Source organism: Lactobacillus acidophilus (assembly GCF_034298135.1).
Taxonomy (GTDB): Bacteria; Bacillota; Bacilli; order Lactobacillales; family Lactobacillaceae; genus Lactobacillus; species Lactobacillus acidophilus.
The window spans coordinates 384,361-398,997 of record NZ_CP139575.1; the positions used below are offsets into that span (position 1 = coordinate 384,361).

At 34.3% G+C, this 14,637-nt stretch carries 14 protein-coding genes; 9 read left to right on the forward strand and 5 right to left on the reverse strand.

What is annotated here, in order from left to right; translation table 11 throughout:
- Window positions 1–17: 17 nt before the first annotated feature.
- On the reverse strand, window positions 18–857 hold the full coding sequence (locus SO785_RS01690) for an AraC family transcriptional regulator (protein ID WP_021874119.1): 840 nt from the start codon (window positions 855–857) through the stop codon (window positions 18–20).
- 243 nt (window positions 858–1,100) lie between these two features.
- On the opposite strand from SO785_RS01690, the gene SO785_RS01695 reads away from it, so the two are divergent.
- Genes SO785_RS01695 through gtfA form a run of 6 tightly spaced genes read left to right on the forward strand, consistent with a single transcriptional unit; the run spans window position 1,101 to window position 8,898 of the window.
- Complete coding sequence (locus SO785_RS01695; RefSeq protein WP_011254464.1) at window positions 1,101–2,357, forward strand: extracellular solute-binding protein; 1,257 nt, start codon at window positions 1,101–1,103, stop codon at window positions 2,355–2,357.
- A gap of 13 nt (window positions 2,358–2,370) precedes the next feature.
- Window positions 2,371–3,246, forward strand: coding sequence for a carbohydrate ABC transporter permease (locus tag SO785_RS01700; protein WP_003548142.1), 876 nt, complete (start codon window positions 2,371–2,373; stop codon window positions 3,244–3,246).
- 12 nt (window positions 3,247–3,258) lie between these two features.
- Window positions 3,259–4,092, forward strand: a complete 834-nt coding sequence (locus SO785_RS01705; protein ID WP_025079792.1) for a carbohydrate ABC transporter permease — start codon at window positions 3,259–3,261, stop codon at window positions 4,090–4,092.
- A 31-nt stretch (window positions 4,093–4,123) separates the two neighbouring features.
- Window positions 4,124–5,236, forward strand: coding sequence for an ABC transporter ATP-binding protein (locus tag SO785_RS01710; RefSeq protein WP_003548138.1), 1,113 nt, complete (start codon window positions 4,124–4,126; stop codon window positions 5,234–5,236).
- Between the two features lie 11 nt (window positions 5,237–5,247).
- On the forward strand, window positions 5,248–7,446 hold the full coding sequence (locus tag SO785_RS01715) for an alpha-galactosidase (protein WP_003548136.1): 2,199 nt from the start codon (window positions 5,248–5,250) through the stop codon (window positions 7,444–7,446).
- Between the two features lie 9 nt (window positions 7,447–7,455).
- Window positions 7,456–8,898 (forward strand): sucrose phosphorylase, encoded by a 1,443-nt coding sequence (gene gtfA, locus SO785_RS01720; protein WP_011254462.1) that lies wholly within the window; start codon window positions 7,456–7,458, stop codon window positions 8,896–8,898.
- A gap of 248 nt (window positions 8,899–9,146) precedes the next feature.
- Here the strand turns inward: gtfA and SO785_RS01725 are convergent, their stop codons facing one another.
- The 4 genes from SO785_RS01725 to dhaK are packed head-to-tail and all read right to left on the reverse strand — an operon-like array spanning window position 9,147 to window position 11,832.
- A complete protein-coding gene (locus tag SO785_RS01725; protein ID WP_003548130.1) occupies window positions 9,147–9,854 on the reverse strand; it encodes an MIP/aquaporin family protein in 708 nt (235 codons plus the stop codon).
- Between the two features lie 17 nt (window positions 9,855–9,871).
- The gene (gene dhaM / locus SO785_RS01730) at window positions 9,872–10,243 is read right to left on the reverse strand and encodes a dihydroxyacetone kinase phosphoryl donor subunit DhaM (protein WP_003548129.1); all 372 of its coding nucleotides are present in this window, start codon (window positions 10,241–10,243) and stop codon (window positions 9,872–9,874) included.
- On the reverse strand, window positions 10,240–10,824 hold the full coding sequence (gene dhaL, locus SO785_RS01735) for a dihydroxyacetone kinase subunit DhaL (RefSeq protein WP_003548127.1): 585 nt from the start codon (window positions 10,822–10,824) through the stop codon (window positions 10,240–10,242). Before dhaL ends, dhaM begins: the two co-directional genes overlap by 4 nt.
- 12 nt (window positions 10,825–10,836) lie before the next feature.
- Entirely contained in the window at window positions 10,837–11,832 is a 996-nt protein-coding gene (gene dhaK / locus SO785_RS01740; protein ID WP_003548125.1) for a dihydroxyacetone kinase subunit DhaK, read from the reverse strand.
- Between the two features lie 227 nt (window positions 11,833–12,059).
- Here dhaK and SO785_RS01745 point away from each other — a divergent pair, with 227 nt between their 5' ends.
- The 3 genes from SO785_RS01745 to SO785_RS01755 are packed head-to-tail and all read left to right on the forward strand — an operon-like array spanning window position 12,060 to window position 14,628.
- On the forward strand, window positions 12,060–12,671 hold the full coding sequence (locus SO785_RS01745; RefSeq protein WP_025079791.1) for a GTP pyrophosphokinase: 612 nt from the start codon (window positions 12,060–12,062) through the stop codon (window positions 12,669–12,671).
- Window positions 12,672–12,678: 7 nt separating this feature from the next.
- Window positions 12,679–13,344, forward strand: coding sequence for a response regulator transcription factor (locus tag SO785_RS01750; protein ID WP_003548121.1), 666 nt, complete (start codon window positions 12,679–12,681; stop codon window positions 13,342–13,344).
- 9 nt (window positions 13,345–13,353) lie between these two features.
- On the forward strand, window positions 13,354–14,628 hold the full coding sequence (locus tag SO785_RS01755) for a sensor histidine kinase (RefSeq protein ID WP_021874117.1): 1,275 nt from the start codon (window positions 13,354–13,356) through the stop codon (window positions 14,626–14,628).
- Window positions 14,629–14,637: the final 9 nt, after the last annotated feature.

A 14,637-nucleotide genomic window follows, 5' to 3' on the forward strand; every position in this document is an offset into this window, starting at 1 on the left:
TTTAAAGAACTTCGCTTTTAATTTTCACTGCTTTTTATTTGACGATAATTTTTAGGACTAAATCCTGAATATTTTTTAAAGGCTTTTGAAAAAGTAAAAGTATCTGTATAGCCAACTGAAGTTGAAATTTCTTGAATAGAATTTTGACTATTTTTTAACTTGTTTTTTGCTTCTTCCATTCGCAGTTTAATTGAAAACTGTTGTGGTGATAAGTTCATCCCTTCTTTAAAGATGTTATATAAATAACTTCTGGAAACACCTAGTTTGTTACATAATAAATAGATTGAGCAATTATTATCAGTAAAATTATCATACAAATATTTTGTAGCAGTTTTTAATCGAATTGAGCTTTTAATATTAGTTTTATTTTGAGCAGGATATTCTGAATTTAAGTAATAAAAAGTTTGATAGATAAGTGATTCAATTAAAAGATCATTATTAGTAGAAGTATCTGGATTGTGTAATGCATCAAAAAGTTTTAATAAGCTATCAGTGAAGTGTGAATTTTGTACTTGATGCAAGTAACGCTGAGAGAGTAGAAGAGATCTTGATAAAATGTTTTTAATTTTTAATCCTGAAAATCCAATCCAAAGATAGGTCCAAGGCTCTTTACCATCTGCTTTATAAAAACAAGGTATCCCTTTAGGCAAAATAAATATGTCACCAGCTTTTAGTTCAATTGAAGGATGGTTGGCAGATGAGAAAGTGCCTTTTCCTTTTAGAATGTAGTGAATAACATAATTTTTTCTAACGTTATTGCCCGGATAGAAATAATTCGGTAAACAACTTTCTTTTCCAAAAAATAGAACGTTGCTTTCTAAGCTAATATCATTTAATGCTCTATATTCGCCTTCCATAGAACTCCTTATATAAAAAATATCATGTAATATATGTCATCATGTATTCTAACATTTGCTTTTATTGCTTACAATACACCGATTAGTAAATTAAATATGTCAAAATGTTTATAAGGCCAAATGACAATAATGCTAATGAAAATACTATGGTTTACATACATAGAATACGCAATAATTAAATATGTAATTTATGAAAGCGCTTAAAATTGAATGCTATTTATTTAGTTATTGAGGAGTGATCTTATGAAGAGATGGCTGAAAAATATAACTCTAATTGGAGTCATGATGGCTACAGTGATAAGTTTATCAGCTTGTGGTGATAAGCAAAATAGTAGCTCAGGCAAAAAAGTTACTATTGAGTATTTTAATCAAAAGAAGGAGATGGCAGGTACTTTAAAGGAAATTATTAAAGATTTCGAAAAAAAGAATCCTGACATTCATGTAAAAGAAGTCGATGTACCAACTGCTGGTACAGTGTTGAAAACTAGAATTCTATCAGGGGATGTACCTGATGTAATGAATATTTATCCGCAAAATATCGACTTCCAAGAATGGGCCAAAGCTGGATATTTTGAAGATATGACTAAGGCGCCATACATAAAGAACATTAAAAATAATTATGCGGATTCATTTAAAGTAAACGGCAAAATTTATAGTGCACCGCTTAGTGCTAATGTTTACGGTTTTTTCTACAATGCGACAGAATTTGAAAAGTTAGGTATTAAACCACCCAAGACTTGGGATGAATTCAAGCAAGTAGTTAAGAAAATAAAGGCTAGTGGAAAATCACCATTTGCTGTAGCAGGAACTGAACCTTGGACTTTAAATGGTTACCATCAATTATCTTTAGCAACTGTAACCGGTGGTGCCAAGCAAGCTAACAAGTTACTTAGATACTCAGCTCCAAACGGAATTAAGGTAAATAATCCTTATATTCAAAAAGATTTTACTCGTTTGAATTTACTTCGTGAAAATGCACAAAATAACTGGCGTGGTGCTAGTTACAACGATGCTGTTGTTTCATTTGCTACTGGTAAGAGTTTGATTATGCCAAACGGTTCATGGGCTTTGCCACTGATTAACCAACAAAAACCTAAATTTAAGGTAAGAACCTTCGCATTCCCAGCTGCAAAGGCAGGACATGAAATGACCGTCGGTTCTGGTGATCTTGCGTTGTCAATCTCTTCTAAGAGTAAACATAAAAAGGCTGCCGAAAAGTTTGTTGCCTACATGACTACACCAGCTGCAATGCAAAAATACTACAACGTAGATGGTAGTCCAGTTGCAGTTAAAGGAGTAAAGCAAAAAGGAGTTGACTCTCAATTAGGTGGTTTATCAAGCTTAGCATTTACTAAGCACGACATGGTTTGGTTGGCACAAGACTGGACAAGTGAAAATGATTTCTTCAACTTAACTGCCAGTTACTTGATGACAGGTAATAAACAACAAATGGTTAATGATATGAATACTTTCTTTAACCCAATGAAGGCTGCTGACTAGGAAGGATACAAAAATGAAATCAAAGAATTTTATTGAAAAATATTGGGGCTGGCTATTCCTAATTGTTCCAATTATTTTACAAATCGTATTTTTCTATTTCCCATTAGTTCAAGGTGCTTTTTACAGTTTTACTAATTGGACAGGATTAACTTATAATTACAAATTTGTTGGTTTGAATAACTATAAATTATTATTCATGGATCAAAACTTTGCAAAATCGATTGGCTTTACGATCATTTTGACACTGTCGCTAATTATAGGTGAAATTGCGATTGGTATTTTAGTCGCAAGAGCTTTAAATGCCAAAATCAAAGGTAGAACTTTCTTTAGGGCTTGGTTTTTCTTCCCAGCTGTTTTATCAGGATTAACTGTTGCTTTGATCTTCAAGCAAGTATTTAACTATGGCTTACCAGCAATTGGTAATGCATTACACATTAGTTGGCTTCAAACTAGTTTGCTTGGTACTGATATAGGTGCAGTTATTGCCACAATCTTTGTTCTTTTATGGCAAGGTGTTGCTATGCCAATCATTATCTTCTTGGCGGGTCTTCAAAGTATTCCAGATGAAATTAAGGAAGCTGCAGAAGTAGATGGTGCTAATAATCGTCAAATTTTCTGGAAGATTGAACTCCCTTACATGTTACCAAGTATTTCAATGGTATTTATCTTGGCTCTTAAGTCAGGCTTAACAGCATTTGACCAAATCTTCGCCATGACTAGTGGTGGGCCTAACAATTCAACTACATCATTAGGTTTGCTTGTTTATAATTATGCATTTAACAATAACTCATTTGGTTATGCTAATGCGATCGCAATTGTATTGTTCTTATTAATTGCAATTATTTCGTTCATTCAAATTAAGATTTCAAATAAGTATGCTGTTGATTAAAGGAGAACAATGATGGAGAAAGAAAATAAATCAAAGAAATTTTGGAATTACGCTTTATTAATTGTAGGCGGAATCCCCATATTAATTCCCTTACTTTATACATTTTTAAGTTCATTTAAGACAACTAAGCAAATTATGGAACATTTCTTTGCTTGGCCTAATCCTTGGACAACAGCAAACTTTAAGAGGTTATTTGCTGACGGAGTAATGAATTACTTCGGTAATTCAATTATCATCACAGTTCTTTCAATTGTTTTAGTAATGATCTTCGTACCAATGGCTGCGTATGCTATTGCAAGAAATATGTCTAAAAGGACAGCTTTCAACTGGATGTACATTCTATTAATTATAGGTATCTTTGTTCCATTCCAAGTTATCATGATTCCTATTACAGTTATGATGAGTAAAATCGGCCTAGCTAATATGTGGGGGTTGATCATCCTGTACTTAACATATGCGGTACCACAGACATTGTTCTTATACGTTAGCTACATTAAGCAAAGTGTGCCTGATAGTTTGGATGAAGCTGCAGAAATTGACGGTGCTAATAAGATTACCACTTATTTTAAAATTATCTTCCCATTATTAAAACCAATGCATGCCACAACTTTAATTATTAATGCAATGTGGTTCTGGAACGATTTCATGCTTCCATTATTGATTTTGAACAAAGACTCAAAGATGTGGACTTTACCATTATTCCAATACAACTACACAGGTCAATACTTCAATGACTATGGTCCAAGTTTCGCATCATACGTAATCGGTATTATCACTATCACAATTGTATATTTGATCTTCCAAAAGAATATTATTGCTGGTATGAGTAACGGTGCTGTTAAGTAATTAGAATAATTAATAATTGAGGTAATAAAAGATGGTTAGAGTAGATTTAGATCACGTTTACAAAAAGTATGACGGTAATGATAAGAATTCAGTTACAGATTTTAATTTACATATTAAAGATGAAGAATTTATCGTTTTCGTTGGTCCATCAGGTTGTGGTAAGTCAACTACTTTAAGGATGATTGCTGGACTTGAAGATATCTCCAAAGGAACGTTGAAAATTGGCGGTAAGGTAATGAACGATATAGCTCCTAAGAATCGTGATATTGCCATGGTATTCCAGAACTATGCTTTGTACCCCCATATGAGTGTATATGACAACATGGCTTTTGGATTAAAACTACGTCATACAACAAAAGAGGAGATTGATAAAAAGGTAAAAAGAGCTGCCAAAATTTTGGGCTTGTCAGATTACTTGAAGCGTAAGCCAGCTGCACTTTCTGGTGGTCAAAGACAGCGTGTTGCCTTAGGTCGTGCAATTGTGCGGGATGCACCTATTTTCTTAATGGACGAACCACTATCCAACCTTGATGCTAAGCTTCGTGTAACGATGCGTGCCGAAATTGCTAAATTACATCAACAATTGAAGACTACTACTATTTACGTAACTCACGATCAAACTGAAGCTATGACTTTAGCAGACCGCATCGTAATTATTAAAGATGGTATTCAACAACAAGTTGGTACTCCTCTAGAAGTTTACAACAAACCTGCTAATGTCTTTGTCGCTGGTTTTATTGGTTCACCAGCTATGAACTTCTTCCGTGTAATTTTAAAAGATGGAAAGATCATCGATAAAGAACACCATGACTTTGAAATCCCCGTTCCAGAAGGTAAATTAAAAGTTTTGAAGGACAAAGGCTACAATGGTAAAGAATTAATCTTTGGTATCCGTCCTGAAGATGTTCATACTGAAGAAGTATTTTTGGAAAGTTTCCCTGATCAAGTTGTTACTGCTAAAGTCGTCGTTTCAGAACTTTTAGGCGCAGAAACTCAACTTTACACCAAAGTAGGCGATACTGAATTAGTTTCAAAGGTTGATGCTCGTGACTTCACTAAGCCAGGTACTGAAGTACGAATGGGATTTGAAATGAACAAGGCTCACTTTTTCGATCCAGAAACAGAAAAAGTTGTTGAGAATTAAGGAAATGAATTATGACCAGTAACTTAATTAAATTTGATGATCAAAATAAAGTATTTCATTTACATAACAAGCAAATATCATATTTGCTTTCTATTGAAGATGGTGGCACATTAAGTCATTTATACTTTGGTGGAGCTGTTAAAAATTACAATAATCAATTAAAGTATCCTAGATTAGACCGCGGATTTTCAGGAAATTTGCCTGAATCGCTTGATCGTACATTTTCACGTGATTCACTTCCAAAAGAATATAGTAGTGCTGGTGAAATGGACTTTCATACTCCTGCTACAATAGTACGTAATCCAGATGGCTCAAATGCTTTGTTTTTAGCTTATAAGTCATACAAAATCGAAGATGGTAAGCCAGATTTAAAGGGATTACCACACTCTTGGACAAAAGAAGATGACGAAGCGCAAACGTTAATAGTTACTCTTGAAGATAAGGTAAGCAAGCTAGAATATGACTTATTATATACAATTTATCGAGATCGTCCTGTAATTGTACGTTCAGTTCAAGTTCATAATCATGGTGAAGAAGCAGTATATCTCGAAAAAGTTGCTTCTATGCAAATGGATTATGTAGATAAGGATTTTGAAGTCATTACTTTACCGGGTGCTCATGCAAATGAGAGGCGTGTGCAAAGAGAAAATATTGGTCAAGGAATTAAAGTGTTTTCTAGTTATCGTGGCACATCAAGTCACCAAATGAATCCTTTCATGGCATTAGTAGATCATGATACCAATGAATTTATGGGTGAAGCTTATGGTTTTGCACTAGCATATTCCGGTAATCATAAATTTGAAGTTGAACGTGATCAATTTGGTCAAATCCACGTGAATACCGGAATTAATGATTACAATTTTAAATGGAAATTGAATCCAAATGAAGAATTTCAAACTCCAGAAGTTTTGATGGTTTATTCTGATCAAGGATTAAATAAAATGAGTCAGGCATTTCATAGCTTGATCCATGAACGTATTATGCGTAGTAAATTTAAGGATCAAATTAGACCTGTTCTGGTTAACAACTGGGAAGCAACTTATTTTGATTTCAATGAAGATAAATTAAAAACTATTGTCGATAAGGCTAAGAAATTAGGCCTAGAAATGTTTGTCTTAGATGATGGTTGGTTTGGTCATCGTGACGATGACAACAGTTCTTTAGGAGATTGGAAAGTTTATAAGAAGAAGTTTCCTAATGGATTAGGACATTTTGCAGATTATGTTCATGAACAAGGATTAAAGTTTGGACTATGGTTTGAACCAGAAATGATCTCATATGAATCAAATCTATATAAAGAACATCCAGATTATTTAATGCATGTACCTGGTAGAAAGCCGTGTCCGTCAAGAAATCAATATGTCCTAGAACTTGGTCGTAAAGAAGTTCGTGATAATATCTTTGAGCAGATGGTAAAAATCCTAGATAGTAAAAAGATTGATTATATTAAATGGGATATGAACCGTAGTTTGTCTGATATTTATGAATCGGATTTACCTGCTGATCAACAAGGAGAAGCATATCATCGTTATGTATTAGGTTATTACGATTTATTAAATAAATTGGTAACTAGATATCCTGATATTTTATTTGAAGGATGCTCTGGTGGTGGCGGTAGATTTGATGTCGGACAAGCTTATTACACACCACAAATTTGGGCTAGTGACAATACTGATGCTATTGAAAGATTAAAGATTCAATACGGTACTAGCCTTGTTTATCCGCAATCAATGATGACATCACATGTTTCAGTATCACCTAATGAACAGAATGGAAGAATTACTCCATTTAATACACGTGGGGCTGTAGCAATGTGGGGCGACTTAGGCTATGAACTTGATTTAACCAAGATGAGTGATGAAGAAAGTGATCAAGTTGTTAAACAAGTCACAGAATATAAGAAAATTAGAGAAGTTACCCAGTTTGGTACGCTTTATCGTTTAAAGGCTTCAGCAAGCAATCAATGTGCATGGATGATGGTTGATTCTAATAAGAATGAAGCAGTTGTAACTGTCGTCAATGTAATGGCTCACGCTCAACCATATTGTACGAAGACAAAATTAGCTGGTCTTGATCCAGATAAACGATACAAGAATTTAGAAACTGATGAAGTTTTTGGTGGCGACGAGCTAATGCACCTTGGCTTTTATGATCCTATTGAACGTGGTGATTTTAAAGCCAAAATGTATCATTTTAAGGCTATCAATTAGGAGACAATTATGCCAATTGAAAATAAAGTAATGTTAATTACTTATCCAGACAGTTTGGGTAAAAATTTAAAAGAATTAGATGAAATTTTAAGTGAAGACTTGAAGGGGGCTGTAGGCGGTATTCACTTATTGCCATTCTTCCCATCAACTGGTGACCGTGGATTTGCTCCGACTGGATATACAGAAGTAGATCCTAAGTTTGGTGATTGGTCAGACATTGAAAAAATAGGTAAGAAATATTATTTGATGTTTGATTTTATGATTAATCATATTTCTCGTCAATCAAAATTTTATAAAGATTTCAAACAAAAGAAAGATAAAAGTAAGTATGCCGATTTATTTTTGAGCTGGGACAAATTTTGGCCGGAAGGTCGTCCAACTCGAAAAGATATTGATTTAATTTATAAACGAAAAGATCGTGCTCCATATCAAGAAATTACTTTTACAGATGGCAGTAAAGAAAAATTATGGAATACTTTTGGTGAAGAGCAAATCGATATGGATGTTCGAAAGGAGGTGACACAGAAGTTTATTAAAGATACGTTGAGAGCATTAATTGATCATGGTGCTGATATTATTCGGTTAGATGCTTTTGCGTATGCTGTAAAGAAGTTAGATACTAATGATTTCTTTGTAGAGCCAGAAATTTGGGATTTACTAAAACAAGTACAAGATGATATTTCTGATAAAGGTGCAATGATTCTACCAGAAATACATGAACACTATTCAATGCCATTTAAGATTTCAAAGCATGGATATTATATCTATGACTTTGCTTTACCAATGGTAACTTTATATTCACTTTATTCAGGTAAGTCCAATCGCTTAGCTGATTGGCTTAAGAAATGTCCAATGAAACAGTTCACTACCTTAGATACACATGATGGTATCGGTGTTGTTGATGCTCGTGATATTCTCTCCCCTGACGAAATTAAATACACAAGTAATGAATTGTATAAAGTTGGAGCTAATGTTAAAAAGAAATATTCTAGTGCCGAATATCATAATTTAGATATCTACCAAATTAATACAACTTATTATTCTGCTTTAGGCAATGATGATAAAAAATACTTTATTGCGAGACTTATTCAAATGTTTGCGCCTGGTATTCCGCAAGTCTATTATGTAGGAATGCTGGCTGGTAAAAACGATATCGAACTCCTCGAAAAGACTAAAGAAGGTAGAAACATTAATCGTCATTACTATGGCAGAGAAGAAGTAGCTGAAGAAACTAAAAGACCTTTAGTAGCAGCACTCTTGAAATTGTTTAATTTTAGAAACAATGAAGCAGCTTTTGATCTTGATGGATCCATTGAAATCACTACGCCTAATGAAAACGTGATTCAAATAACTCGTATGAATAAAGATAAAACTCGAAAAGCAAGAGCTGTTATTAATTTAAAAAATTTAACTTATCAAGTGACTGTAAATAATGAGGTTATTAACTTTTAAATAAACAGTATCAACTGTATATAAAAAATGTGTCTGGGAAAAAACTAGATTTTTAGTCCAGATATAAAAACACAGAAATTCATTATTTTTAGTGAATTCCTGTGTTTTTTCGTTCTATTGTTTTTGTGTGGTGAATATCAAGGAATGGTTTTGAAGTATACAAAAAGAACGATGATCTTCATAACGAAGTTCATCGTTTTTTTCATGGTCTGAGAATTATTTTTTCCCAGACGCTTTTTGATTAGATATTATTTTAAGAAGTATTGTAATGCTGAAGCTAAAAGACCACCAACGATAGGACCACACATTGGTACCCATGCGTATTGCCAATTAGCACTTGATTTATTCGGTACAGGCAAGATTGTATAAGCAAGTCTTGGTGACCAATCACGAGCGGGGTTTAAAGCAAATCCAGTAGTAGCACCTAGACCTTGTCCAACTACCATAATCAATAAACCAACAATTAATGGCTTAAGACCTTTATCAAAATCACCTAAGTTAAGTAAAGCAAAGATAAAAATAAATGTTGCGATTGTTTCACTTAGGAAGTTGAATAAATTATTCTTAATAGCCGGTGCTGTAGCGAAAATACCTACTTGATTACCTTCTTCGGTAGTTTTGGTTGCTTTAAAGTGAGGGTAGTATTGAATAATTACAAGTACTGCACCGACAAAAGCACCTAAAAACTGACCTAATAAATAAGGTAAGACTCCGCTCCAAGGGAAAAATCCGAAAGCCGCAAACCCAATTGTGACAGCTGGATTTAAGTGACCTTGTGAGCCAAAGTTTGCAGCAACATAAACACCAAATGTAACGGCCATACCCCAAGCAATGGTTACGTATAGCCAGTGGGAACCTTTGGCGTAGGATTTATTCAAGTTAATCGCTGCGCCACATCCGGTTCCTAAAACGATTAATACCATAGTTCCTAGGAACTCACCAATGAAACCTGACATGATGGGCCTCTTTCTAGTTAATCTTTAATTGTTAATGGTTTTAGTTGTTTTTCAATATCTTCTAAGTTAACTCCTGCTTGAATTAAGGAAGCCGCGGTATAAGCTCCTTCCAAAAAGGCAGTGTCATATAAGTGAACTTTCTTATCGCTCATTTCTATCGCCATTTCAAGGTTCATTTTTGCGCTTCCCAGATCATAAAAAGCCAAAATTTCATCAGCTTGATTATCTGCAAAAGCTTGCATAATCTTTTCCATGCTGGTGCCAATATCATTATCATTAGTACCGCCAGCCTTGGTAATTGGCACGTCTTTAGCTACCTGATTTAATAATTGGGGTAAACCTTCGGCGATTTCTGGTACGTGTGAAACAAGAGTAATTCCTAGATTCATAATAAACCCTCCGTTTCAAGCAGCGTCTCAAAAAGATAGCCGCTTGATTCAGAACCTGGGTCGATATGACCTTTAGAACGTTCACCTAAGTAACTTGCACGACCTTTTTTGGCAATCATATCTTTAGTTGCTTCAACAGCATCTTTGATTTTATCTTCGGATAGACTGCCATCTTTTATATCAGGAACCAACTTATACCAAACGTCAACCATTGTCTTATCGCCGGGTTCTGCACCGCCACGTTTTTGGATCCCAGCAAGTGCAGCATCAAGTAATTCACCTACATTATCAGTTGAGCTACTCTTTTTAGCCATTTCTAAAAAGGCAGTTCCATATAAAGGACCAGAAGCTCCACCTACAGTAGAAATAAGTGCCATAGCAATTGTTTTTAATGCACTTGGAACATCGGCTGGTTTAGTAGCTAATTTTTCTTTAACAGCTTGCATCCCGCGACTCATGTTAAAACCGTGATCACCATCACCAATTGGCGTATCCAGATCACTTAAATATTGCTTATTTGTTTCAACTTTATCCGCAAAATTATTCATCCAAGTTGTTAATGTATCAACAGTTAAAGTCATCTTTAATCCTTTCTACCATGCAATTGTTTGAACAGGGTAATTTAGATAGTCTAGCCATTTGTCTTCTTTAATTTCAAAAAGAGTTAAGGAAATACCGGCCATATCGATTGAAGTCATATAGTTGCCGACCTTCATAAAGCTAGGCTTAATGTTAAATTCTTCAAGTTTATTTAAAACGTCGTTAGCAAAAACATATTGTTCCATCAATGGAGTTGCGCCCATCCCGTTAATGAGACAAGCATATTTTTTATTGCCATCTAAATTCATTTCGTCGTTTAACTTACCAATTAATTCTTCAACTAATTCCTTAGAAGGCTTAATCTTTTCGCGGCGATAACCTGGTTCACTATGAATACCAACACCATATTCAATTTCATCTTCTTTTAGAAGAAAACCGGGCTTACCAACTTCTGGGTTAGTTGCTGCAGATAAGGCAACGGCAAGAGTCTTAATATTTGGCAAAACTTTTTTAGCTAACTTTTCAAGTTCATCTAGGCTTGCGCCTTCTTGAGCTGCAGCACCTAAAATTTTATGCATAAATAAAGTTCCTGCTACTCCGCGACGTCCTTGAGTGTAAAGGCTATTTTCTACAGCAATGTCATCGTCAACAACGATTGACTTAACAGGAATATCTTCCATTTCCGCTAAATCTTTAGCCATATCAAAGTTCATTACATCGCCAGAATAATTTTTAACTACCAGAAAAACGCCTTTTCCTTGATCTACTGCCTTAATTGCAGCATAAATTTGATCTGGAGTAGGAGAAGTAAAGACTTGACCGCAAACAGCGGCGCTAAGCATTCCTTTACCAACATAGCCTGCGTGGGTTGGTTCATGACCTGAACCACCACCACTGACAATACCAACTTTTCCTTTCATAGAATCTTTATCGGCTCTTACGACAGCTTCTGTGTCAGGAATTTTTTCAATAAATTGAGGATAAGAACGAGTCATTCCCATGACCATTTCGGGAACAACATTATGTGGATCATTAATTATCTTTTTCATAATTTCTCCTTTTGCAAAAATGCAATCGCTTACAAATAGATTATAACGCAATAACTTATAAATTTAAAAACATATGACATGTTGTCATATGTTTCATTAAGTAAACGTGATTTTTACAATTTTAAAATAATTTTATAGCAAGTTATAACTTTTATAATATTCCTGTTACTTTCAAAGAAAAATCAAAAATCATTGCTATAATGGCGTAAACGAAAGAAAGGACAATGTTGAATATTTACGGAAAATACGCCCCAGCACTGGATAGGATACTCAACCAGTTGCTTAATCGTTTCGATGAATTGAATAAAAATTATGAACAAGTTCATCATGAACGTTTATATGAACACTTGCGTGGTCGAGTTAAAAGTGAAGCCAGCATGGAACAAAAATGTAAAAGAAAGAATTTGCCCTTAACGCCGCGATCTGCTTTAAGAGATAATCGCGATAGTATAGGGCTGCGAGTTATCTGCAACTTTATTGACGATATTTATAAGTTTATTGCTTATATTAGAAGTTGGGATGATGTAACTATTGTTAAAGAGAAAGATTACATTACTAATGCTAAGCCTAATGGTTATCGTTCTTATCATATGATTTTGGATGTTACTGTAATGGATGAAGATGTTGACGGTAATGTACCCGGTCATTATTTCGTTGAAGTTCAGCTTAGGACAATTGCAATGGATACGTGGGCAAGTTTGGAACATGAAATGAAATACAAGCATCAAATTAAAAATCCAGAAATGATTGGACGAGAATTAAAGCGGGTAGCTGATGAATTAGCTTCTTGTGATGTAAGTATGCAAACTATCCGTCAGCTAATTAGAGAAGAGGATTGAAAAAATAATGAAGATTTTAGTGGCAGAAGATGAACCGCAGCTACTACGTGTATTAACAGTTGCTATGCAAAAAGCAGGATATGAGGTTGATCCAGTTGATAATGGCTTAAAGGCTGTGGAACATGCCAAAAAAAATTGCTATGACGTGATCATTTTGGATATCATGATGCCCGTCATGGATGGAATTACCGCTCTTAAACAAATTAGAGAAAGTGGTGATAAGACTTATATTTTAATGTTAACAGCGAAAGCTGAAATTGATGATCGTGTAACTGGATTGGATAGTGGAGCTGACGATTATCTTACTAAGCCTTTTTCATTAAAAGAATTATTAGCAAGATTGCGCTCAAAAGAGCGACGTGAAGAAGACTTTACACCTAATGAATTAAAAGTAGGTGATGTTTCACTGAACGTTTCTGAGCAAGAATTAGCGAGTCACAATTCAATCAGATTAAGCGGTCAAGAAACGCAACTAATGAATTACTTTTTATTAAATGAAGGTAAAGAACTTTCAACTGATGAATTATTGAATCATGTTTGGAAAAATGATGAGGATGCTAATTCAGATGTTGTTTGGATTTATGTATCGTATTTGCGACAAAAATTACAATCAATTCGCAGCTCGGTAAAAATTGAGGGTGAAAAAGGTGGTAATTATGAATTAGTTGAGTAGGTGATAAGGATGATTCAGAAATTTCGCTGGAAGTTTATTGGAGCTTCTGTTGCAGCATTACTACTAGTTTTGATAATTACTTTAGGCGGATTGGTCGGTATTACTCGTGTTCAAAGCCAAAATGAAGTTAATCGCGTGCTGACAGCATTGGTAAAAAATGAAGGTCATTTATCGCCGCGTAATGCACAACCAGCTTTTGGTAATCAAAAAGATATTATTAATCGTAATTTTTTAGGCGGACAATATAATCCGGAGGCTGTGTATCAGTACCGTTATTTTGCAGTAACTGTAGATCCTACGCAGCGAATAAATGTGATTAATGATAATAATGTTTATAAGATTAATAATACTGAAATAAAGAGTGTTACAAAAAGAGCTCTAGCTAATCGAGATCAATTTGGAGATGTAAAAATTGGGCAGAACCGATACGCATATAGAGTTGATAAAAACGCTGCTGGACAGACAATGATCGTTTTCTTGAATGAAACACTTATTTTTAATCGATTCTGGTTGTTATTTAGAGTGTCACTTGTTTTAGGAGCATTTGCATTATTGATCTTTGCAGCAGTTTTAATCTTGGTTTCTGGTAAAGCAATTAAGCCGATTGTTGATACATATCATAAGCAACAAGAATTTATTACCAACGCGGGTCATGAATTAAAGACACCACTAGCGGTTATTTCAGCTAATACTGAAATGGAAGAGATGCTAGGCAATAATTCTGAATGGAATGAAAGTACAAAAGAGCAAGTTGAAAAATTATCTGAGTTAATTAATCGTCTAATTTCTTTGGCTAGAACTGGTGAAAATGGTGAAGTTGCTTTAAGTAAAGTGGATTTTTCACAGATTGTTGAAGATGTGACACAAAATTTTAAATCGGTTATGAAGCAAAATGATTTAGTGTATCAGGTTTCCATTCGTGAGGGGATTAATGTAATTGCAGAAAAGCATTCTTTAACTGAAGTGGTCAATATTTTACTTGATAATGCTAGAAAATATTGTGATCCACATGGCAGAGTAAAAGTAGAGTTAGTCAAAAGTACGCTAAGTAAAAATGCAATTTTACGAGTAATTAATACTTATAAGGAAGGAAAAAATAAAGACTATACGCACTTCTTTGATCGTTTTTATCGTGAAGATGAATCTCACAATTCTAAAAAAGGTGGCTTTGGTATTGGATTAGCTATGGCTCAAGAATTAATTCATACTTTCCACGGTAAAATTTCAGTAAATCATAGAGAAGAAAATATCGTTTTTAGTGTTAGTCTAAAAATTGTCAAATAGATGTTCTTG